The sequence below is a fragment of the Inquilinus sp. CA228 genome (assembly GCF_052078665.1).
Taxonomy (GTDB): domain Bacteria; phylum Pseudomonadota; class Alphaproteobacteria; order DSM-16000; family Inquilinaceae; genus Inquilinus.
The window spans coordinates 114,067-132,278 of sequence record NZ_JBQJIK010000006.1 but is presented as its reverse complement, the minus strand read 5'-3'; the positions used below and the strand labels follow the sequence as shown (position 1 = coordinate 132,278).

Annotated in this window: 17 protein-coding genes and 1 tRNA gene; 11 read left to right on the top strand and 7 right to left on the bottom strand. The window is 72.0% G+C overall.

Going from position 1 to position 18,212, the window contains the following annotated elements; genetic code table 11:
- Positions 1-87: 87 nt before the first annotated feature.
- The 4 genes from ACTOWL_RS04570 to tpiA all read right to left on the bottom strand — a co-directional run bounded on the left by ACTOWL_RS04570 (position 88) and on the right by tpiA (position 2,569).
- Complete coding sequence (locus ACTOWL_RS04570; protein WP_441320007.1) at positions 88-720, bottom strand: 2-dehydro-3-deoxy-6-phosphogalactonate aldolase; 633 nt, start codon at positions 718-720, stop codon at positions 88-90.
- Between the two features lies 1 nt (position 721).
- Positions 722-1,621 carry a 2-dehydro-3-deoxygalactonokinase gene (locus ACTOWL_RS04565; RefSeq protein WP_441320006.1) on the bottom strand — a complete coding sequence of 300 codons (900 nt, stop codon included), beginning with the start codon at positions 1,619-1,621 and terminating at the stop codon, positions 722-724.
- A gap of 21 nt (positions 1,622-1,642) precedes the next feature.
- A tRNA-Pro gene (locus tag ACTOWL_RS04560) sits at positions 1,643-1,719 on the bottom strand.
- A gap of 94 nt (positions 1,720-1,813) precedes the next feature.
- On the bottom strand, positions 1,814-2,569 hold the full coding sequence (gene tpiA, locus ACTOWL_RS04555; protein WP_441320005.1) for a triose-phosphate isomerase: 756 nt from the start codon (positions 2,567-2,569) through the stop codon (positions 1,814-1,816).
- Between the two features lie 165 nt (positions 2,570-2,734).
- Here tpiA and ACTOWL_RS04550 point away from each other — a divergent pair, with 165 nt between their 5' ends.
- The 9 genes from ACTOWL_RS04550 (at position 2,735) to ACTOWL_RS04510 (ending at position 12,484) form a co-directional block, all read left to right on the top strand.
- Positions 2,735-4,606 (top strand): peptidyl-prolyl cis-trans isomerase, encoded by a 1,872-nt coding sequence (locus tag ACTOWL_RS04550; RefSeq protein ID WP_441320004.1) that lies wholly within the window; start codon positions 2,735-2,737, stop codon positions 4,604-4,606.
- A 216-nt stretch (positions 4,607-4,822) separates the two neighbouring features.
- Entirely contained in the window at positions 4,823-6,361 is a 1,539-nt protein-coding gene (gene trpE, locus ACTOWL_RS04545; protein ID WP_441320003.1) for an anthranilate synthase component I, read from the top strand.
- Positions 6,362-6,467: 106 nt separating this feature from the next.
- Positions 6,468-7,052: an anthranilate synthase component II gene (locus tag ACTOWL_RS04540; RefSeq protein WP_441320002.1), complete on the top strand. Its 585-nt coding sequence runs from the start codon at positions 6,468-6,470 to the stop codon at positions 7,050-7,052.
- Positions 7,049-8,086, top strand: a complete 1,038-nt coding sequence (trpD, locus tag ACTOWL_RS04535) for an anthranilate phosphoribosyltransferase (protein WP_441320001.1) — start codon at positions 7,049-7,051, stop codon at positions 8,084-8,086. Before ACTOWL_RS04540 ends, trpD begins: the two co-directional genes overlap by 4 nt.
- Entirely contained in the window at positions 8,083-8,895 is an 813-nt protein-coding gene (gene trpC, locus ACTOWL_RS04530; protein ID WP_441320000.1) for an indole-3-glycerol phosphate synthase TrpC, read from the top strand. The genes trpD and trpC overlap by 4 nt, the downstream gene beginning before the upstream one ends.
- Entirely contained in the window at positions 8,892-9,374 is a 483-nt protein-coding gene (gene moaC / locus ACTOWL_RS04525; RefSeq protein ID WP_441319999.1) for a cyclic pyranopterin monophosphate synthase MoaC, read from the top strand. Before trpC ends, moaC begins: the two co-directional genes overlap by 4 nt.
- On the top strand, positions 9,371-10,570 hold the full coding sequence (locus ACTOWL_RS04520) for a molybdopterin molybdotransferase MoeA (RefSeq protein ID WP_441319998.1): 1,200 nt from the start codon (positions 9,371-9,373) through the stop codon (positions 10,568-10,570). The genes moaC and ACTOWL_RS04520 overlap by 4 nt, the downstream gene beginning before the upstream one ends.
- Positions 10,571-10,700: 130 nt before the next feature.
- A complete protein-coding gene (lexA, locus tag ACTOWL_RS04515) occupies positions 10,701-11,426 on the top strand; it encodes a transcriptional repressor LexA (RefSeq protein WP_441319997.1) in 726 nt (241 codons plus the stop codon).
- Between the two features lie 35 nt (positions 11,427-11,461).
- A complete protein-coding gene (locus ACTOWL_RS04510; RefSeq protein ID WP_441319996.1) occupies positions 11,462-12,484 on the top strand; it encodes a LacI family DNA-binding transcriptional regulator in 1,023 nt (340 codons plus the stop codon).
- Here the strand turns inward: ACTOWL_RS04510 and ACTOWL_RS04505 are convergent.
- Positions 12,481-13,107 carry an LmrA/YxaF family transcription factor gene (locus ACTOWL_RS04505; RefSeq protein ID WP_441319995.1) on the bottom strand — a complete coding sequence of 209 codons (627 nt, stop codon included), beginning with the start codon at positions 13,105-13,107 and terminating at the stop codon, positions 12,481-12,483. The two genes, ACTOWL_RS04510 and ACTOWL_RS04505, sit on opposite strands and share 4 nt — an antisense overlap.
- A gap of 86 nt (positions 13,108-13,193) precedes the next feature.
- Between ACTOWL_RS04505 and ACTOWL_RS04500 the strand changes: the two genes are divergently transcribed.
- The gene (locus ACTOWL_RS04500) at positions 13,194-13,895 is read left to right on the top strand and encodes an NIPSNAP family protein (RefSeq protein WP_441319994.1); all 702 of its coding nucleotides are present in this window, start codon (positions 13,194-13,196) and stop codon (positions 13,893-13,895) included.
- Between the two features lie 3 nt (positions 13,896-13,898).
- Here the strand turns inward: ACTOWL_RS04500 and ACTOWL_RS04495 are convergent, their stop codons facing one another.
- The gene (locus tag ACTOWL_RS04495; protein ID WP_441319993.1) at positions 13,899-15,026 is read right to left on the bottom strand and encodes a Gfo/Idh/MocA family protein; all 1,128 of its coding nucleotides are present in this window, start codon (positions 15,024-15,026) and stop codon (positions 13,899-13,901) included.
- A gap of 115 nt (positions 15,027-15,141) precedes the next feature.
- On the opposite strand from ACTOWL_RS04495, the gene ACTOWL_RS04490 reads away from it, so the two are divergent.
- Positions 15,142-15,999 carry a phytanoyl-CoA dioxygenase family protein gene (locus tag ACTOWL_RS04490; protein ID WP_441319992.1) on the top strand — a complete coding sequence of 286 codons (858 nt, stop codon included), beginning with the start codon at positions 15,142-15,144 and terminating at the stop codon, positions 15,997-15,999.
- Positions 16,000-16,003: 4 nt separating this feature from the next.
- Here ACTOWL_RS04490 and ACTOWL_RS04485 read toward each other — a convergent pair whose 3' ends face one another.
- A complete protein-coding gene (locus ACTOWL_RS04485) occupies positions 16,004-18,166 on the bottom strand; it encodes a ComEC/Rec2 family competence protein (protein ID WP_441319991.1) in 2,163 nt (720 codons plus the stop codon).
- Positions 18,167-18,212 lie beyond the last annotated feature (46 nt).

The following is an 18,212-nucleotide window of genomic DNA, read 5'->3' as shown; positions in this document are numbered from 1 at the left end:
TCCCGCAGGGGAACAGCGGTCAGGGCGGAGGCGGCGAACTGCGGGGTTGCAGCGGCCCTGCCTCAGCCTCGACGGCTGGTGCGCTCGTCAGCCCTGCAGCGCCCGCCAGGCCTGGGCGAAGGCGGCGGCGGTGGCGGCGACATCGGCCGCGGTCATGCCGGGCTTGTAGAGGGCGGAGCCGAGGCCGAAGCCGGTGGTGCCGGCGTCGCGATAGGCCGCCATCCGGTCCGGCGTGATGCCGCCGACCGCGATCAGCGGCACCGCGGCCGGGACCACCGCCCGCCAGGCCTTGACCACCGCGGGCGGGACCGCCTCGGCCGGGAAGATCTTCACCGCATCGGCCCCGGCCTTCAGCGCCGCGAAGGCCTCGGTCGGGGTGGCGGCGCCGGGGGCGCAGACCAGGGTCAGACGCTTCGCCTCGGCGATCACCTCGACATCGGCATGCGGCATCACGATCAGCCGGCCGCCCGACGCCTGCACCCGGGCCACGTCCTCGCGCTTCAGCACCGTGCCGGCGCCGATCAGCGCCTGCTGGCCGAAGCGGTCGGCCAGGCGGCGGATGCTGTCGAAGGGCTGCGGCGAGTTCAGCGGCACCTCGATGCAGCGGAACCCGGCCTCGACCAGGGCGGCGCCGATGGCCTCGACCTCGTCGGGCTTGACGCCGCGCAGGATGGCGACCAAAGGCAGCCCGGCGAGGGCGTCGTGCAGGGAGACGCTCATGTCACACCAGCTCCGCATGCTTGGCCAGGCGCCACAGCGCCTTGACCGTGGTGTCGGCCGGGGCGATTCGGCTGCGCAGACCCGCCGCCTCGATCGCTTCGGCGTAGCGGGCCGACAGCTCGGCGCCGCCGACGATGGTCACCTCGTCCGGCGCGGCGCCGGTGGCGGCCGCCACGGTGGCGCGGGCGTCGGCCACCTCGGCCCCGATCAGCAGGCCGGAGAGATAGGATCCCGCCGCCTTCGGCTCCAGCTCGCCGAACAGGCCGAGGGTGCGGGCGCTGAACAGCCGGCGCAGCAGGCCGCCGCCGGCCGAGGCGCCCACGGCAAGGCCGCGGCGGAAGGCCGGCTGGTCATAGGCGCGGCCGTCCATCAGCCGGCCCAGGATGCTGTGCTCGGCCAGCACGGCGAAGGCCTCGCCGGTCATCGAGGTGGCGAACCAGGCGATGCGGCCGTCCTCGGCCAGGGCCCATTTGCTGTGCGTGCCGGGCAGGACGTAGAGGCGGCGGCCGGTCGCCGGCGCGTCGCCGAGGATCTGCACCTCCTCGCCGCGCATCACGTCGGGGATGCCGTCGGCGTCGATCCGGCTGACGCCGGGGACGATTCGGAGGCTGATGCCGAGCGAGGTCGGGATTTCGATCAGGCCGGCGACCAGCGCCGCGGCGTCGGCCGGGCAGTTCGCATAGGGCGCCTCGGCCCAGCCCTGGCGGCTGCCGATCATGCCGCAGGCGATGGCGGCGGTGGGGTGCCACTTTTCCGCGATCTGGCGGAACACGGCGTCGAAATCGCCGCCGGGGACCTTGAGGATGCCGAGCGGGGCCGCGGCCTCGTCCCGCACGGCGCCGTCGGCGTCGAGCAGCCAGGCGCGGAGCGAGGAGGTTCCCCAGTCGAGGGCGACGAGCATGACTTGGATCCGGAAGAAAATTGGTCGGAGCGGCGAGATTCGAACTCGCGACCCCTTGCACCCCATGCAAGTGCGCTACCAGGCTGCGCTACGCTCCGACCGTGCGCCGCCGCCGGACAGTGCCGGGGGCGAGCGGGCGGGACTATAACCATGGCCCCGCCCCTATGCAACGACGATGCTGGCCGAAGCGGATCAGCCGATGCTGGCCTGGGCGATGGCCCAGAAATCATCGGCCTTCAGGCTGGCGCCGCCGACCAGGGCGCCGTCGACATTCGGCACCGCCAGCAGCTCGGCCGCGTTACCGGGCTTGACCGAGCCGCCATAGAGAATGCGGATGCCCGCGGCCTCGGACGGGACATGGGCGCCGAGCGCGGCGCGGATATGGGCGTGCACCTCGGCGACGTCGGCCACGGTCGGGGTGCGGCCGGTGCCGATGGCCCAGACCGGCTCATAGGCGATCACCGTGTTCTCCGCCGTCGCGCCGCGCGGCAGCGACCCGGCGATCTGCCGGCTGCACACCTGCAGCGCCCGGCCCGCGTTGCGCTCCGCCTCGGTCTCGCCGACGCAGATGATCGCGACCAGCCCCTCGGCCTGCGCTGCCGCCGCCTTCTCGGCCACCACCAGGTCGATCTCGCCATGGTCCTGCCGCCGCTCGGAATGGCCGACGATGACGTGGCTGCAGCCGAGATCGGCCAGCATCCGCGCCGCGATGTCGCCGGTGTGGGCGCCGTCCTGCGCGGTGTGGCAGTCCTGGCCGCCGACCTGGAGGCCGCTGCCCTGCACCGCATCGGCGATCGGCGCGATGATGGTGGCCGGCGGGCAGATCAGCAGGTCGAAGGCCGGGTCGACCGTGCGGGCCAGGCGCAAAGCGAGGTCGCGGGCCAGCGCCGTGCCCTCGTCGCGCAGCAGGTTCATCTTCCAGTTGCCCGCGATCAGCTTGCGCGCCATCGGCCTCTCTCCCGCTGGTCCTCGATGTCGTCCTTCATGTACCAACCCCGACGCCATGACGCCACAGCACTCCTTGTGCATTGCTGCCCGGGAAGGCCGCACCTATGATGCGCGCCCTGACCGCCCGGGAGACCGGCGCGGCCCCGCCCTTTGTTCACGGTCGTCATGCTGCAGCTTCTCCGCCACAAGGTCGGCTCCGTCGTCGTCAAGGTGCTGTTCGTCCTCCTGATCCTGAGCTTCGCGGTCTGGGGCATCGGCGACATCTTCCGCAACCGGGGCCAGTCCGACACCGTGGCCACGGTCGGCGACGTGACCATCAGCCTGGGGCAGCTCGACACCCAGTTCCGCTCGATCGCCCAGAGCCAGCAGATCCCGCTCTCCGTCGCCCAGCAGCTCGGCTTCCCGCAGCGCGTGCTGGACAACATGATCTCCGGCTTCCTGTTCGACCAGCTGGCCGCCGATCTCGGCTATGACCTGTCGACCGACGCGGTCGCCGATGCCGTGCGCGCCGCCCCGCAGTTCCGCGACCCGGCCACCAACCAGTTCAGCCGGGACCTGTTCCTGCGGTTCCTGCAGTCGATCGGTGAGAACGAGGCCGGCTTTATCGCCGGCCAGCGCGGCCAGATGCAGCAGCAGCAGGTGATGCGGGCGCTGTTCAGCGGCGCCGAGCCGCCGCAGGCCCTGGTCGACCCGATCTACAAGTACCGCCGCGAGGCGCGGGTGGCCGACACGGTCACGCTGCGCAACGCCGACCAGACCGGCGTGCCGCAGCCGACCCAGGCCGATCTCGAGGCCTATCACAAGGATCACGGCGACAAGTTCCAGTCGCCGGAGTACCGGACGCTGAGCGTCGTGCTGCTGAACACCGACGAGTTCGCCAAGACCGTCACGGTGTCGGAGGACGAGGCCCGCACCGCCTATGACAAGGACCAGGCGAACTACCAGAAGCCGGAGATGCGGCGCTTCGATCAGGTGATCGCCCCGACCAAGGAGCTGGCCGACCAGATCGCCGCGGCGGTGCGCGGCGGCAAGGCGGTGCAGCAGGCAGTGGACGAGTCCGGCAACGCCGCGGTCAAGCTGATCCCGGTCGACTTCACCGCCAAGACCGCCATGCCGATCCCGGCCCTGGCCGACCCGGCCTTCACCCTGGCCGAGGGCCAGGCGACCGACCCGGTGCAGTCGCCCTTCGGCTGGCACGTGCTGGTGCTGACCGGGGTCCAGCCCGCCCGCACCGTGCCGTTCGAGGAGGTGCGGGCCGAGATCGAGGCCCAGCTGAAGCAGAGCAAGGCGGCCGACGCCCTGTACGACGCCGCCAACAAGTTCGAGGACGCGCTGGCCGACAATGTGCCGATCGACAAGGCGGCGCAGGAGTTCGGCTTCACCGTCACCGCGGTCCCGGCCGTGGCCCAGGACGGCACCACCCAGAGCGGCCAGCCGCTGCCGCCGCTGCCCGGCCAGGCGCCGATCCTGCAGGCCGCCTTCCAGCTGCAGCAGAACGATGTCAGCCCGATGGGCACGATCGACGACAAGACCTCCTTCATCGTCCGGGTCGACAGCATCGTGCCGCCGGCGACCGAGCCGCTGGCCAAGGTGCGGGACGAGGTCGCCGCCGCCTGGACCGAGCAGAAGCAGGCCGATGCCGCCACGGCCCTGGCCGCCGACGTCGCCAAGCGACTGTCCGCCGGCGAGGCCGCGGCCGATGTCGCCAAGGCGGTCGGCGGGCAATATGCCGAGACCCCGGCGCTGCTGCGCGACGGCAGCAATGCCGGCGCCGTTCCCGCAGGGCTGGTGCGTGACCTGTTCGCGGCCAAGGTCGGCAGCACTGCCACCGCGGAGACACCGGGCGGCCGGGTCGTCGCCCGCCTGATCAAGGTCGAGCCGGCCAAGCCGGACGCCGCGGCCGAAGCCGCGGTGAAGCAGGACCTGCGGCGCGGCCTCGCGGTCGATGTCGGCGGCGGCCTGGACCAGGCGCTGCGCGCCCGCTATGGAGTCACGGTCGACCAGGCGGTCCTCGCCCGGCTGAACTACCAGGAATGATGTCGATGATCCCCCTCGCGGCGTCGCAGCGCCCCCTCACCCGAAATCGCTGCGCGATTTCGACCTCTCCCCAAGGAGAGGTGAAGGGATGGCGCTGGCCGGCGGATGCGAGGGCTGCGGCCGGGGGACTCCGGGCGGGCGGCGGAGAGCGATGGCGTGGCGGCGACGACCGTTCCGCCCTCGCCCGCCCCACCCCCATCATCGCAGGTCACCGCCATGCCGGATTCCACGGCTTTTGACGCCTTCGCCGACACCTACCGCGCCGGCAAGCCCCAGGTCGTCTGGACCCGCCTCGTCTCCGATCTCGACACCCCGGTCTCGGCCATGCTCAAGCTGGCCGGGGACGAGCCCTATTCCTTCCTGCTCGAATCGGTCGAGGGCGGCGCCATCCGCGGCCGCTACAGCGCCATCGGGCTGCGCCCCGACCTGATCTGGCGCTGCCGCGGCGACGCGGTCGAGATCAACCGCAAGGCGCTCGCCGACCTCGACACGTTCGAGCCGGTGGCGCAGGCGCCGCTCGACAGCCTGCGCGGGCTGATCGCGGAATCGCGGATCGATTTGCCGCGCGGCTTCCCGCCGCTGGCCGCCGGGCTGTTCGGCTATCTCGGCTACGACATGGTCCGGCAGATGGAGTCGCTGCCGGACACCAATCCGGACACGCTGGGCGTGCCGGATTCGATCATGATGCGGCCGACCATCGTCTGCGTCTTCGACACCATCGCCGACGTGGTCACCATCGTCACCCCGGTGTTCCCGGACCCGGCGGTGACGGCGGAGAAGGCACATGAGGCGGCGTGCGAACGGCTGTCGGACGTGGTCGCCCGCTTCGAATCCAGCCTGCCGCACCGCGAAGCCGCGGCCGAGGGCACCCTGCCGGCCCTGCCCGAGCCGAGCTCGAACATGACGCGGGAGGAGTATCACGCGGTGGTCGAGCGGGCGAAGGAGTACATCCGCGCCGGCGACATCTTCCAGGTGGTGCTGTCGCAGCGCTTCTCCCTGCCCTTCACCCTGCCGCCCTTCGCCCTGTACCGGGCGCTGCGGCGGCTGAACCCGTCGCCCTTCCTGGTGTTCCAGAACTTCCGCGACTTCGCCATCGTCGGGTCGAGCCCGGAGATCCTGGTCCGGCTGCGCGACGGCGAGGTCACCATCCGCCCGATCGCCGGCACCCGCCCACGCGGCGCCACGCCGGAGGAGGATGTGGCGCTGGAGCAGGACCTGCTGGCCGACCCGAAGGAGCGGGCCGAGCATCTGATGCTGCTGGACCTCGGCCGCAACGATGTCGGCCGGGTGTCGCAGATCGGCTCGGTCAAGGTGACCGACCGCTTCATCGTCGAGCGCTACTCCCACGTCATGCACATCGTCTCCAACGTCGTCGGCCGGATCGCACCGGGCCAGGACGTGGTGGCGGCGCTGGCCGCCGGCTTCCCGGCCGGCACCACCAGCGGCGCGCCGAAGGTGCGGGCGATGGAGATCATCGAGGAGCTGGAGGTGGCGCGCCGCGGCATCTATGCCGGGGCGATGGGCTATTTCGGCGCCAATGGCGACATGGACACCTGCATCGCCCTGCGCACCGCGGTGGTGAAGGACGAGACCCTGTACATCCAGGCCGGCGGCGGCGTCGTCGCCGACAGCAGCCCGGAGGGGGAGTACCAGGAGACCCGCAACAAGGCGCGGGCGCTGGTGCGCGCCGCCGAAGATGCGGTACGCTTCGCCAACCGGCCGCGCAACGGCAACCGGCCCATGGGTCATGTCTAGAGATCGCATCCTTTCGCAGCAGCATCGCCCCCTGCTGCATCGATGGTGAGGACGGCCGGATTCCCGCCGCTCCTCCCCAATCCCACGCCTCGAAAGGGCGACTCCCATGCTTCTGCTGATCGATAACTACGACAGCTTCACCTACAACCTGGTGCATTACCTCGGCGAGCTCGGGGCCGACACCGAGGTCCGCCGCAACGACGCGCTGACGGTCGACGAGGCGCTGGCGCTGCGGCCCGACGGCATCGTCCTCTCACCCGGCCCCTGCGATCCCGACAAGGCCGGCATCTGCATGGACCTGATCCGGGCCGCCGCCGGCCGGGTGCCGGTGTTCGGCGTCTGCCTCGGCCACCAGGCGATCGGCCAGGTCTTCGGCGGCCGGATCGTCCGCGCGCCGGAGCCGATGCACGGCAAGATCAGCCCGGTGCACCATCATGGCGGCGGCGTGCTGGCCGGGCTGCCGGACAATTTCGAGGCCACCCGCTACCACTCGCTGACGATCGCGCCGGACAGCATGCCGGACAGCCTGGAGGCCACGGCCTGGACCGCGGACGGGGTGATCATGGCGCTGCGGCACCGGACCCTGCCGATCCACGGCGTGCAGTTCCACCCGGAGAGCATCGCCTCGCAGTTCGGCCACAAGATCCTGCAGAACTTCCTGGCCATCGCCGAGCGGCGGAACGCGGCATGACCACCGAGATGCGACCATTCCTCGCCAAGGCAGCGCTCGGCCGGCCGCTGGACGCCGCCGACGCCCGCGCCGCCTTCGAGATCATCATGTCCGGCGAGGCCACGCCGGCGCAGATCGGCGGCTTCCTGATGGCGCTGCGCGTCCGCGGCGAGACGCCGGAGGAGATCGCCGCCGCCGCCCGGGTGATGCGCGACAAGGCGATGACAATCGACGCGCCGGACGGCGCCATCGACTGCTGCGGCACCGGCGGCGACAATTCCGGTTCGTTCAACGTCTCGACCGCCGTCTCCTTCGTGCTGGCCGGCGCCGGGGTACCGGTGGCCAAGCACGGCAACCGCGCCGCCTCCAGCCTGACCGGCGCGGCCAATGTGCTGGCCGAGCTGGGCGTCAATGTCGAGGCGCCGCCGGAGGTGATGCGCGAGGCGCTGTGGGAGACCCAGATCGGCTTCCTGTTCGCGCCGCTGTACCACAGCGCCATGCGCCATGTCGGCCCGGCGCGGCAGGAGCTGGGCACCCGCACCATCTTCAACCTGCTCGGCCCCCTGGCCAACCCGGCCGGGGTCAAGCGCCAGCTGCTCGGCGTCTTCGCCGAGGCCTGGGTCGAGCCGGTGGCGCAGGCGCTGAACCAGTTGGGCAGCGAGACCGCCTGGGTGGTGCATGGCAGCGACGGCCTGGACGAGATGACCACCACCGGCCCGACCGCGGTGGCCGAGCTGCGCGGCGGCCAGATCCGGCGCCTGACCGTGACGCCGGAGGATGCCGGGCTGCGCCGCGCCGTGCCCGAGGACCTCAAGGGCGGCGATCCGGCCACCAACGCCGCCGCCCTACGCGCCGTGCTGGGCGGGGCGCACGGCGCCTATCGCGACATCGTGCTGCTTAACGCCGCAGCCTGTTTCATCATCGCCGATCGCGTGGCCACATTGCCGGATGGCGCCGCCCTCGCGGCCCGCACCATCGACGACGGGTCGGCCGCCCGCGTGCTCGAGCGGCTGGCCCGCATCACCAGCCAGGGAACGGCCCGGGACGCATCATGAGCGACACCCTCACCCGCATCGTCGCCGACAAGCGGCGGCACATCGAGGCCCGCAAGGCGGCGGTGCCGCCGGCCGAGATCAGCCGCCTGGCCGACCGCGCCGCGCCGCCGCGCGGCTTCGTCGCCGCGCTGCGCCGGGCGCAGGCTGAAGGCCGCTACGGCCTGATCGCCGAGATCAAGAAGGCCTCGCCGTCGAAGGGGCTGATCCGCCCCGACTTCGACCCGCCCGCCCTCGCCCGCGCCTATCGCGACGGCGGCGCCAGCTGCCTGTCGGTGCTGACCGACGTGCCCTATTTCCAGGGCGCCGACGAGTACCTGACCGCCGCCCGCAACGCCGTCGAGCTGCCGGTGCTGCGCAAGGACTTCATGGTCGACCCCTACCAGATCGTCGAGGCCCGGGCGCTGGGCGCCGACTGCATCCTGCTGATCATGGCGGCGCTGGACGACGCCACCGCGCGCGAGCTGGAACAGGCGGCCATCGACGCCGGCATGGACGTGCTGGTCGAGGTGCATGACGCGGCCGAGCTGGACCGGGCGTTGAAACTCCGCTCGCCGCTGCTCGGCATCAACAACCGCAACCTCAAGACCCTGCAGGTCGACCTCGCCACCACCGAGGCGCTGGCGGCGCAGGTCCCGGGCGACCGGTTGCTGGTCTCCGAGAGCGGCCTGTCCGCCCCGGCCGACCTGGCCCGGATGGCCCGCGCCGGCGCCACCACCTTCCTGATCGGCGAAAGCCTGATGCGGCACGACGACGTCGCCGCCGCCACCCGGGCGCTGCTGACGCCGGCCGCGAGATCCTCGGCGGCATGACCGGCGAGCTGACCCATTTCGATGCGGCCGGCCAGGCCCGCATGGTCGACGTCTCCGCCAAGGAGGCAACGGTGCGGGTGGCGCGGGCCGGCTGCCGGGTCGAGATGAAGCCGGAGACGCTGGCGCTGATCGCCGCCGGCGGCCATGCCAAGGGCGACGTGCTGGGCATCGCCCGCATCGCCGGCATCATGGCCGCCAAGCGCACCGCCGAGCTGATCCCGCTGTGCCACCCGCTGCCGCTGTCCAGCGTCGAGCTGGCGCTGCGCTGCGACGCCGAGCACAGCCGGGTCGAGATCGAGGCCACGGTCAAGGTCACCCACCGCACCGGGGTGGAGATGGAGGCGCTGACCGCCGCCTCCGTCGCCGCCCTGACCGTCTACGACATGTGCAAGGCGGTGGACCGCGGCATGGTCGTGACCGACCTGCGGCTGCTGCACAAATCCGGCGGGCGGTCAGGCACATACGAGGCCCAGCCATGATCCCGGTCGCCGAGGCCCGCGCCCGCATCCTCTCCGCCTTCGCCGCCCTGCCGGCCGAGACCGTGCCGCTGCCCGCCGGGCTGGGGCGCATCCTGGCCGAGCCGGTGGCGGCGCGGCTGACCCAGCCGCCGCTCGACGTCTCGGCCATGGATGGCTGGGCGGTGCGGGCCGCCGATGTCGCTTCCGTCCCCGCGACGCTGCGCCGGATCGGCCAGGTCCCGGCCGGCGGCCGCTTCGAGGGCACGGTCGGCCCCGGGCAATGCGTCCGCATCTTCACCGGCGCGCCGCTGCCCGATGGCGCCGACGCCGTGGTGCTGCAGGAGGACACCGACGCCGACGGCGACCGGGTGACGGTGCGCGAGGGCGTCGCCGCCGGCCGCCATGTGCGCAAGGCCGGGCTCGATTTCCGGACCGGCGACGTGCTGCTGCAGCCCGGCCGGCGCCTGACCGCACGCGACATCGGCATCGCCGCCTCAACCAACCATCCCTGGCTGCATGTGCGCCGCCGCCCCCGCGTGGCGGTGCTGGCGACCGGCGACGAGATCGTGCTGCCCGGCGAGGCGCTGGGGCCGAGCCAGATCGTCAGCTCCAACAGCCATGCCCTGGCGGCCTTGATCCGCAGCTGCGGCGGCGAGCCGGTCGATCTCGGCATCGCCCGCGACAATGCCGACTCCCTGGCGGCGCTGGCCGCCGGCGCCCGCGGCGCCGACCTGATCGTCACCACCGGCGGCGCCTCGGTCGGCGAGCACGACCTGATCCGCTCGGTGCTCGGCGAACGCGGCCTGGCGCTCGACTTCTGGACCATCGCGATGCGGCCGGGCAAGCCGCTGATGTTCGGCCGGCTCGACGACACGCCGCTGCTCGGCCTGCCCGGCAACCCGGTCTCGACCATGGTCTGCGGCTGGCTGTTCCTGCGCCCGGTGCTGTGGGCCCTGCAGGGCGCGGAGTCGCCGGAGAATCGCGTCGCCGCGACACTGGGCCGCGACCTGCCGGCCAATGACCGGCGCGAGGATTACCTGCGGGCCCGGATCGAGCGGACGGATTCCGGTTATGTCGCCACTCCGTTCCCGGCCCAGGACAGCTCGATGCTGTCGCTGCTGGCCGCGGCCGACGGGCTGGTGATCCGCCCGCCCCATGCCCCGGCCGCGGCGCGCGGCGAGGCGGTGGGGGCGGTGCTGTTCGGCGACGGCATCTGACGCGCCGATCGTTACAAGGAAGTAAAGAACGGACAGCGCCACAGTTAGGCGCTTGTGTTTTTGTTTTGTTCCTCCTAATGTTCTCTCCAGGGATTCGGCCGCGCCGCGGCCTCTGCGAACGGAGGATGCCTTGCTGACGCGAAAGCAACAGGAGTTGTTGTTGTTCGTTCACCGCCGTCTGGAGGCGGACGGCGTCAGTCCTTCCTTCGACGAGATGAAGGATGCCCTGAGCCTGAAGTCGAAATCGGGCATCCATCGACTGATCACCGGCCTTGAGGAGCGCGGTTTTATTCGGCGACTGCCGCATCGGGCTCGGGCGCTGGAAGTGCTGCGTCTGCCGGACTGCCTGAAGTCGGACACGCCGGCGACGACGGCCGAGGATGACAATGTCGTTCCCTTCCGGCCCGTGCGCTCCGACGTCGCCCTGCCCGGCCGCAAGCTGGAGCGCGCCGATCTCAGCAACCCCGAGCTCGGCGTCCGCCTGCCGCTCTACGGCCGGATCGCCGCCGGCATGCCGATCGAGGCGCTGCGCGACCATTCCAACTACGCCGAGGTGCCGGCCTCGCTGCTCGGCCCGGGCGAGCACTACGCCCTGGAGGTCGCCGGCGACAGCATGGTCGAGGCCGGGATCCTGGACGGCGACACCGTCATCATCAAGCGCTGCGACGCGGCCGATCCCGGCGTCATCGTCGTCGCCCTGGTCGACGACAACGAGGTGACGCTGAAGCGGCTGCGCAAGAAGGGCGCCTCGATCGGGCTGGAGGCCGCCAATTCGGCCTACGAGACCCGCTACCTGCCCACCGACCGCGTCCGCATCCAGGGCCGCCTGGTCGGGCTGCTGCGGACCTATTCGTAAGCTCCTGCGCCCCTCCTCGGGCGGGTCGTGACCGCGTGAGGCGCTCCACCAGCAGCCGGCATCGGGCCAGCGGCGCCGAGCGGGCCACGGCGCAGCAGGTCGCGGAAGCGGCCGGCGTCTCGATCTCCGCCGTCTCCCGCACCTTCACCAAGGACGCCAGCGTCTCGCCCCGGATGCGGGCCCGCGTCCTGGCGGCGGCGGAGGCGCTGGGCTACCGCCCCAACCAGCTGGCGCGCAGCCTGATGACCGGCCGGACCGAGCTGGTCGGGCTGGTCTCGAGCCATTTCGCCAACCCCGCCTTCATGGACGTGTTCGACCTGTTCACGCGGGAGCTGCAGCGGCGCGGGCTGCGGCCGCTGATCGCCAACCTGTCGGAGGATGGCGGCGCCGACTCCGCCCTCGACATGATGCTGCAATACAGCGTCGACGCCGTGCTGATCGCCACCTCCGCGCCGCCCGAGGGCTTTGCGGAGTCCTGCGCCCGCGCCGGGCTGCCGGTGGTGCATGTGTTCGGCCGGGCGGGGGCGGCGGTGCCGGTGGTGACGGTCGACAATGTCGCCGGCGGGCGCCTGGTCGCCGAAGCGATGCTGGCGCGCGGCCTGCGGCAGTTGGCCTTCCTCGGCGGGGCCGGGACCGATTCGTCGTCGATCGACCGTGCCGCGGGCTTCTCTCAGGGGCTGGAAGCGGCGAGACTGCAGCCGATGGCTGTAGAGTTCGCCGGCGACTATTCGCATGAGCATGGCCGCCGCGGCATGCACGCTGTGCTCGACCGGCACCGGCCGCAGGCGGTGTTCTGCGGCGACGACATCCTGGCGCTCGGCGCCTTCGATGCCTGCCGCGAGCGCGGCCTCGCCGTGCCGCAGGACATCAGCATCGTCGGCTTCGACGACATGAAGCTGGCCTCCTGGCCGAGCTATCGCCTGACCACGGTCCGCCAACCCATGGCCGAGATGGTGCGCCACGCCATCGACCAGATCGCCGCCCGCCTGGCCGATCCCGACCACCCGATCCAGGGCCGGCTGTTCGACATCACCCTGGTTGAGCGCGACAGCCTCTAGGCGCCGGACCGCAGCCCTTTCAGATACCGTATCAACTGCCGCGCGCAGGCTTCCAGCGGGGCGGCATCCTGTTGCGCCTTGGCCTGGGCCATCGCCCCGGAATAGGCGGCGACGATGAAGGCGGCGAGGTCGTCGGCATCCGCCGGGACCAGCCGGCCGGCCGCCTGGTCGGCGCGCAGCCGAGCCGCGATCGCCGCCCGCCAGGCTTCGAACACCGCCTGCGTCGCCGTGCGGAACTCCGGATCGGCCAGCGACAGCTCCAGCGCCAGGTTGTTCAGCGGGCAGCCGGAGACGGCGCCGCGCCGACGCAGCCCGGCGGCGATCCGGTCGAACACGCCGACGATGCCGTCGATCGCGTCCGGCGCCGTGCGGACCGGCTCGATCCAGGTCTCCTCAACCTCCGCCGCCACCCGGTCGCGGATGATGGCGAGGCCGAGCGCCTTCTTGGTCGGGAAATGGTGATAAAGCGCGCCGCCGGTCACCCCGGCCTCGCGCATCAGCTCATGCATGCCGGTGGCCTGGTAGCCGCGGGACTGGAACGCCTCCGCCGCCACATCCAGCAGGCGCCGCCGCATCCCCTCGGGGTCATAGCTGCGCTTTCGCCGGCTTTCGCTCTCGGTCATGCCCCACCGTAACATATTGACCCAACCGGACAATCAGTCTGTTCTAAAACCGGGCAACCGGTCTGTTCTGATAACAGGAGGCGATCATGCAAAGTGGGACCTTCAGCCCGGTCGTGGAGTTGCGGCGCTACACGCTGCATCCGGGGCAGCGCGATGTGCTGATCACGCTGTTCGACCGGGAGTTCGTGGAGACGCAGGAGGCGGTCGGGATCGACGTCATCGGCCAGTTCCGCGACCTCGGCGTGCCCGACCATTTCGTCTGGCTGCGCGGCTTCCCGGACCTGCGGTCGCGGACCGAGTCGCTGCGGGCCTTCTATGACGGGCCGGTGTGGCAGGCGCATCGCAGCGCTGCCAACGCCACCATGATCGATTCGGACGACGTGCTGCTGCTGCGGCCGGCGCGTCCGGACTCGGGCTTCCTGCTCGGCCCTGACCGCCCTGCCTCCGGCAACGATGGGATCATCATGGCCACAACCTGGCATCTTCTGCCTGAGGCCGAGGCCGAATTCCCCGAGATGTTCGAGACCGTCCTGGCGCCGATGCTGGGCGATGCCGGCGTGCCGATCCTGGCGAGCTTCGTGAGGGAGCACGGCGAGAACGGCTTCCCGGCCCTGCCGGTGCGGGAGGACGCGCGGGTCTTCGTCTGGTTCTCCCGCTTCCCGGACCGGGCCACCTATGAGCGCCACGCCGCGGCTCCCGGCTTCGCCGAGGCGCTGCGGCCGCATCTGGCCCGGCCGCCAGAGGTCGCCCTGCTGTCGCCGACGGCCCGGTCACGGCTGCGCGGCTGACCCTCACACGTCCGCGATCCGCACCCAGGCGCGCTCGCGGGCGGAGCGCAGGGCGGCGGCGGTCACCCGGTCGACCTCCCAGCCGTCGCGGAAGGTCGGCCAGACCGGCCGGCCGGTCGCCACCGCCTCGAGGAAGTCGCGCGCCTCGATCACGATCTGCTCGTTGTAGCCGGTGCCGTGGCCGACGCCCTGGTTGAAGGCCAGGTAGTCGGGATGCGCCGGCCCGGTCAGCAGACGCTGAAAGCCCTGGCGCGCCGCCGGCCGTGCGGCGTCGTACAGCCACAGCTCGTTCTGGTTCTCCTGGTCGAAGGCCAGGGCGCCCTTGGTGCCGGTGATGCGGTAGGTGTAGCCCATCTTCCGCCCGGCGGCGACGCGGCTGAAGCTGAGCGAGCCGGTGGCGCCGCTGGCGAAGCGCAGCAGCATCTGGCCCTGGTCGTCATTCTCCACCCGCTCCTCGCCCGCCGGCCCCGGTCGCGTCGCCCGCACGATGTTCAGATCCGCCACAAGCGAGTCGATCGGCCCGACCAGCCGCAGACAGGCGTTGACGATATGCGGGCCGACGTCGCCCAGCGCCCCGGCCTCGCTGCCGGTGGCGATCCGGGTGCGCCAGGAGGCCGGCGCCCGCGGGTCGTGCAGGTAGTCCTCGACATGCTCGGCGGTGACCTGGATCACCTCACCGATCTCGCCGGCATCGATGATCTGCTTCGCCAGCTGGCTGGCCGGGGTGCGGATGTAGTTGAAACCGACCATGGTGGCGACGCCCGCTTTCTCGGCCGCGTCGACCATGGCCTTGGATTCGGCCGGGTCGCAGCCCAGCGGCTTCTCGCAGAACACCGGCTTGCCCAGGCGCAGCGCCTCGGTCGCCATGGCCAGATGGGTGCGCGGCGGGGTGGCGATGATGACCGCGTCGACCGCCGGGTCGGCCACCAGCGCCCGCCAGTCCGCGGTCGATCGGTTCCAGCCCCAGGCCTTGGCATGGGCGGCTGCACCCTCCTCCGTGGTGCTGCAGATCATCTCGCAGACCGGGATCAGCGGCGGCTGGAACGCCGTGCGCACCAGCTGCAGGCCGATGCTGTGGGCCTTGCCCATATAGCCGGCCCCGATCAGCCCGATCCGAAGCGTCCCCGTCATCGCTTTCCTCCCTGGTCCGCATGATCCTACCCCGCGGGAACTCTACCGGTCTCGATCCGATTTGCAAGCGCTTGCAAATCTGATTACGCTGCGGCATCCGACAGGGAGGAGCGGCATGAAGACCTACACACCAGACACGATCGACCCGGCCGCGATCGTGGCGGAGCTGCTGGACGGCGCGGGCGCGGTGGTGCTGCGCGGCCTGTTCACGGCCGCGGAGATCGCCGAGGCGCGGGCGGTGGTGATGCGCGAATCCGAGGGCAGCACGGCCAAGGTCACGCATTTCCAGGGCGCCGCCGAGCAGGAGGGCAAGATCGCCCTGCAGCGCCGGGTATGGAACCTGCTGGCCAAGGGCCAGGTGTTCTCGCGCATAGCGGCGCATCCAACCCTGATGACGGTGATGCGCGCCTTTCTCGGCAGCGAGTTCATCATGGGGTCGATCGCGGCCAACCGCATCCTGCCGGGCGGCCCGGGCCAGGAACCGCATATCGACTATCCCTACTGGGACATGCACAAGCCGGAGTCGCATCCGGTGCGGATCAACGCGTCCTTCCCGCTGAACGCCCAGGCGACGATCCTGCTCGACCCCTTCACCGAGGAGACCGGCGCCACCGCCTATGTGCCCGGCACGCAGAAGGAGCTGCGCTACCCGGCCGAGAGCGACCGCTTCCACGAGCGCTGCGCCCGCATGCTGGGCGAGCCGGGCGACACCGTGGTGTTCTTCGGCGCGGTCTGGCACTGCGCCATGCCGAACCGGTCGCAGCAGGAGCGGTCGGCGATCCTGATCCAGTATCTGCCGAAATTCGTGAAGCCGATGGAGGATATGCCGGCCGCCCTGCCTCGCGCCTTCGTCGAGCAGGCCAGCCCCGACCTGCGCCAGCTGCTGGGGCTGAACTACCCCTATCCGGAGGTGTTGGACGCCGCCAAGGCCGGCAACGCCGAGGGCCGCACGATGATGGCGACGGCCCGCTGACCGGTCATTCGGGCGCCGCCGCCCGGAACGGGGCCGGCGCCCAGGGGCGGTCGCCGACCGCCTCCGCCACCGTGGCGATCTCCGGCTGCGGGCCGGAGAGATCGACCGTGATGCCGCCGGCGCGTCGCAGGTCGAAGCGGTCCCAGACGCCGAAGCGCGGCCGGCACCAGCCCGGCGCCACCAGGTCCGTGATCACCAGATCGGCCACGGCGCAGTCGTCGTCGAAGCCCTCGCCGCCTCGGGTGAAGGCCACCGTGGCGTCGACGAAGCGGTAGAGGCAGCCGCGCGGGTCGCAGGCCAGCCGGTCGCCGGCGGCCGCCCCCTGCTGCGGCCAGGGCGCGTCTTCGGCCGCGGCCTCTGCCCGCAGCCAGATCTCGCGGATGAAGCGCTCGCTGCGGCGGGTGGAGAAGGCCAGGCCGCCCTCCGGCACCCGCACCGCCGCCAGCCGGCCGGTGCCGTCGACCAGGATCTGCGGCGACGGCGCGGTCAGCGCCGCGACCAGCACCAGCGGCAGGGCCAGCAGCCCCAGCAGGCGCAACCGCCCCCCGGCCAGGCACAGCCACAGCCCGCCGACGGCGCCGGCGACCAGACCCCAGGCCGGGATCGCCGGCACCGCGAAGGCCGCCAGCGGCCAAGCGGCGACGGTGTTCGCCACCCACAGCATCGCCTCGATGCCCCAGCCCAGCAGCGGCAGCACCCAGCCGTCGAGGCCGAGCAACATGGCCGGATAGGCCAGCAGCACGCAGGGCATGATCCACAGCGAGGTCAGCGGGATCGCCATCAGGTTGGCGGCGACGGCCAGCGGGGCGAAGCGCTGGAAGTGGTAGATGGCGAAGGGCGTGGTCGCCACGGTGGCCACCAGCGTGGTCAGCACGATGCCGCCGAGATAGAACAGGATCCGGCGCGCCGGCCCGGCCTCGGCCCGCCACCCGGCGAGATGCGGCCGCAGCGCCTCATAGGCCGCGATCAGCGCGATCACCGCGGCGAAGGACATCTGGAAGCTCGGCCCCGGCAGCGCCTCGGGCACCGCCAGCAGCACCGCCGTGGCGGCCAGGGCGACCAGCCGCATCGAGATCGCCACCCGGTCGGCCATCACCGCCAGCAGCACCATGCCGGTCATGACGCAGGACCGCACCGTCGGCACCGAGGCGCCGACCAGGATGGTGTAGCCGACGATGCCGAGCAGCGCGACGGCGGCGGCCCACTTCTTGATCGGCCGGCGCAGCGCCACCGGCTCGATCAGCGCCAGGCCCAGCCGGACGGTGCCGAGCAGCAGGATCGCCACCAGGCTGATATGGATGCCGGAGATCGACAGCAGATGGGCCAGGCCGGAATCGCGCATCGCCTCATTGGCCTGGTCGCTGATCCCGGCCCGTTCGCCGGTCAGGAAGGCGACGGCGATGGCCCCGGCGTCGCCTTCCACCTGAGCCCGAACCCGGGCGGCAATCCCGTCCTGCAGCCGGGCCAGGTTGGACGGCGCGGGGTCAGTTTCGTTCAGCCGCTCCACCCGGCCCATGGCGAAGCCGGTGCCGCCGATGCCCTGGAAGAACAGCTGCCGCCGGAAGTCGAAGCCGCCCGGATAGGCCGGCCCGTCCACCGGCGCCAGTGTCGCCCGCACCCGGATCCGGTCCCCGGCCGCGGGCACCGCCTCCGCCCCGAGCAGCCGCAGCCGGACCGCCGCCGGCGTCGCCTCCGGCGCCAGCCCTTCCAGGGCCAGGTCGCCGAGCACCACGCGCACGCCATGCGGCAGCAGGTCGACCGTCTCGACCGTGCCGGTCACCAGGCCGCGCCGCTCGCGGTCGAGCAGCGGCGCGGCCACCGCCCGGGTGCGCAGCTCCGCCGCCAGGAAGCCGACGGCGACGGCCAGCAGCAGCGCGGCGAAGCCCAGCGCCCGCGGCCGGCGGCGCAGCAGCAGTGTGAGCAGGCCGGACAGGACCAGCGCGCCGAGACCCGCGGCCAGCGGCGGCTCCGACGGCAAGGCGAAATAGAGGCCGATGCCGGTGCCGAGGCCGCAGGGCACCTGCAGCACCAGCCGGCGCCGCACGCCGCCGGCCAGGGCGTCCAGCGCCCCCGCCCAGTCCGGCCGGGCGATCCCGCCAGCGCCCAGGCGTCGCAGCGACGCCCGCACGGCCTGGGGGATGCCGACCGATGCCCCCGCATTAGCCATCGCCCGAAGGCCTATGCTATGGACCTCTCGCACTGATCCTAGCAGC

Bases quoted from the DNA above. Each gene is read 5' to 3' on its own strand.
- ACTOWL_RS04570 (WP_441320007.1), bottom strand. From the start codon at position 720: ATGAGCGTCTCCCTGCACGACGCCCTCGCCGGGCTGCCTTTGGTCGCC.
- ACTOWL_RS04565 (WP_441320006.1), bottom strand. From the start codon at position 1,621: ATGCTCGTCGCCCTCGACTGGGGAACCTCCTCGCTCCGCGCCTGGCTG.
- tpiA (WP_441320005.1), bottom strand. From the start codon at position 2,569: ATGGCGCGCAAGCTGATCGCGGGCAACTGGAAGATGAACCTGCTGCGC.
- ACTOWL_RS04550 (WP_441320004.1), top strand. From the start codon at position 2,735: ATGCTGCAGCTTCTCCGCCACAAGGTCGGCTCCGTCGTCGTCAAGGTG.
- trpE (WP_441320003.1), top strand. From the start codon at position 4,823: ATGCCGGATTCCACGGCTTTTGACGCCTTCGCCGACACCTACCGCGCC.
- ACTOWL_RS04540 (WP_441320002.1), top strand. From the start codon at position 6,468: ATGCTTCTGCTGATCGATAACTACGACAGCTTCACCTACAACCTGGTG.
- trpD (WP_441320001.1), top strand. From the start codon at position 7,049: ATGACCACCGAGATGCGACCATTCCTCGCCAAGGCAGCGCTCGGCCGG.
- trpC (WP_441320000.1), top strand. From the start codon at position 8,083: ATGAGCGACACCCTCACCCGCATCGTCGCCGACAAGCGGCGGCACATC.
- moaC (WP_441319999.1), top strand. From the start codon at position 8,892: ATGACCGGCGAGCTGACCCATTTCGATGCGGCCGGCCAGGCCCGCATG.
- ACTOWL_RS04520 (WP_441319998.1), top strand. From the start codon at position 9,371: ATGATCCCGGTCGCCGAGGCCCGCGCCCGCATCCTCTCCGCCTTCGCC.
- ACTOWL_RS04505 (WP_441319995.1), bottom strand. From the start codon at position 13,107: ATGACCGAGAGCGAAAGCCGGCGAAAGCGCAGCTATGACCCCGAGGGG.
- ACTOWL_RS04500 (WP_441319994.1), top strand. From the start codon at position 13,194: ATGCAAAGTGGGACCTTCAGCCCGGTCGTGGAGTTGCGGCGCTACACG.
- ACTOWL_RS04495 (WP_441319993.1), bottom strand. From the start codon at position 15,026: ATGACGGGGACGCTTCGGATCGGGCTGATCGGGGCCGGCTATATGGGC.
- ACTOWL_RS04490 (WP_441319992.1), top strand. From the start codon at position 15,142: ATGAAGACCTACACACCAGACACGATCGACCCGGCCGCGATCGTGGCG.
- ACTOWL_RS04485 (WP_441319991.1), bottom strand. From the start codon at position 18,166: ATGGCTAATGCGGGGGCATCGGTCGGCATCCCCCAGGCCGTGCGGGCG.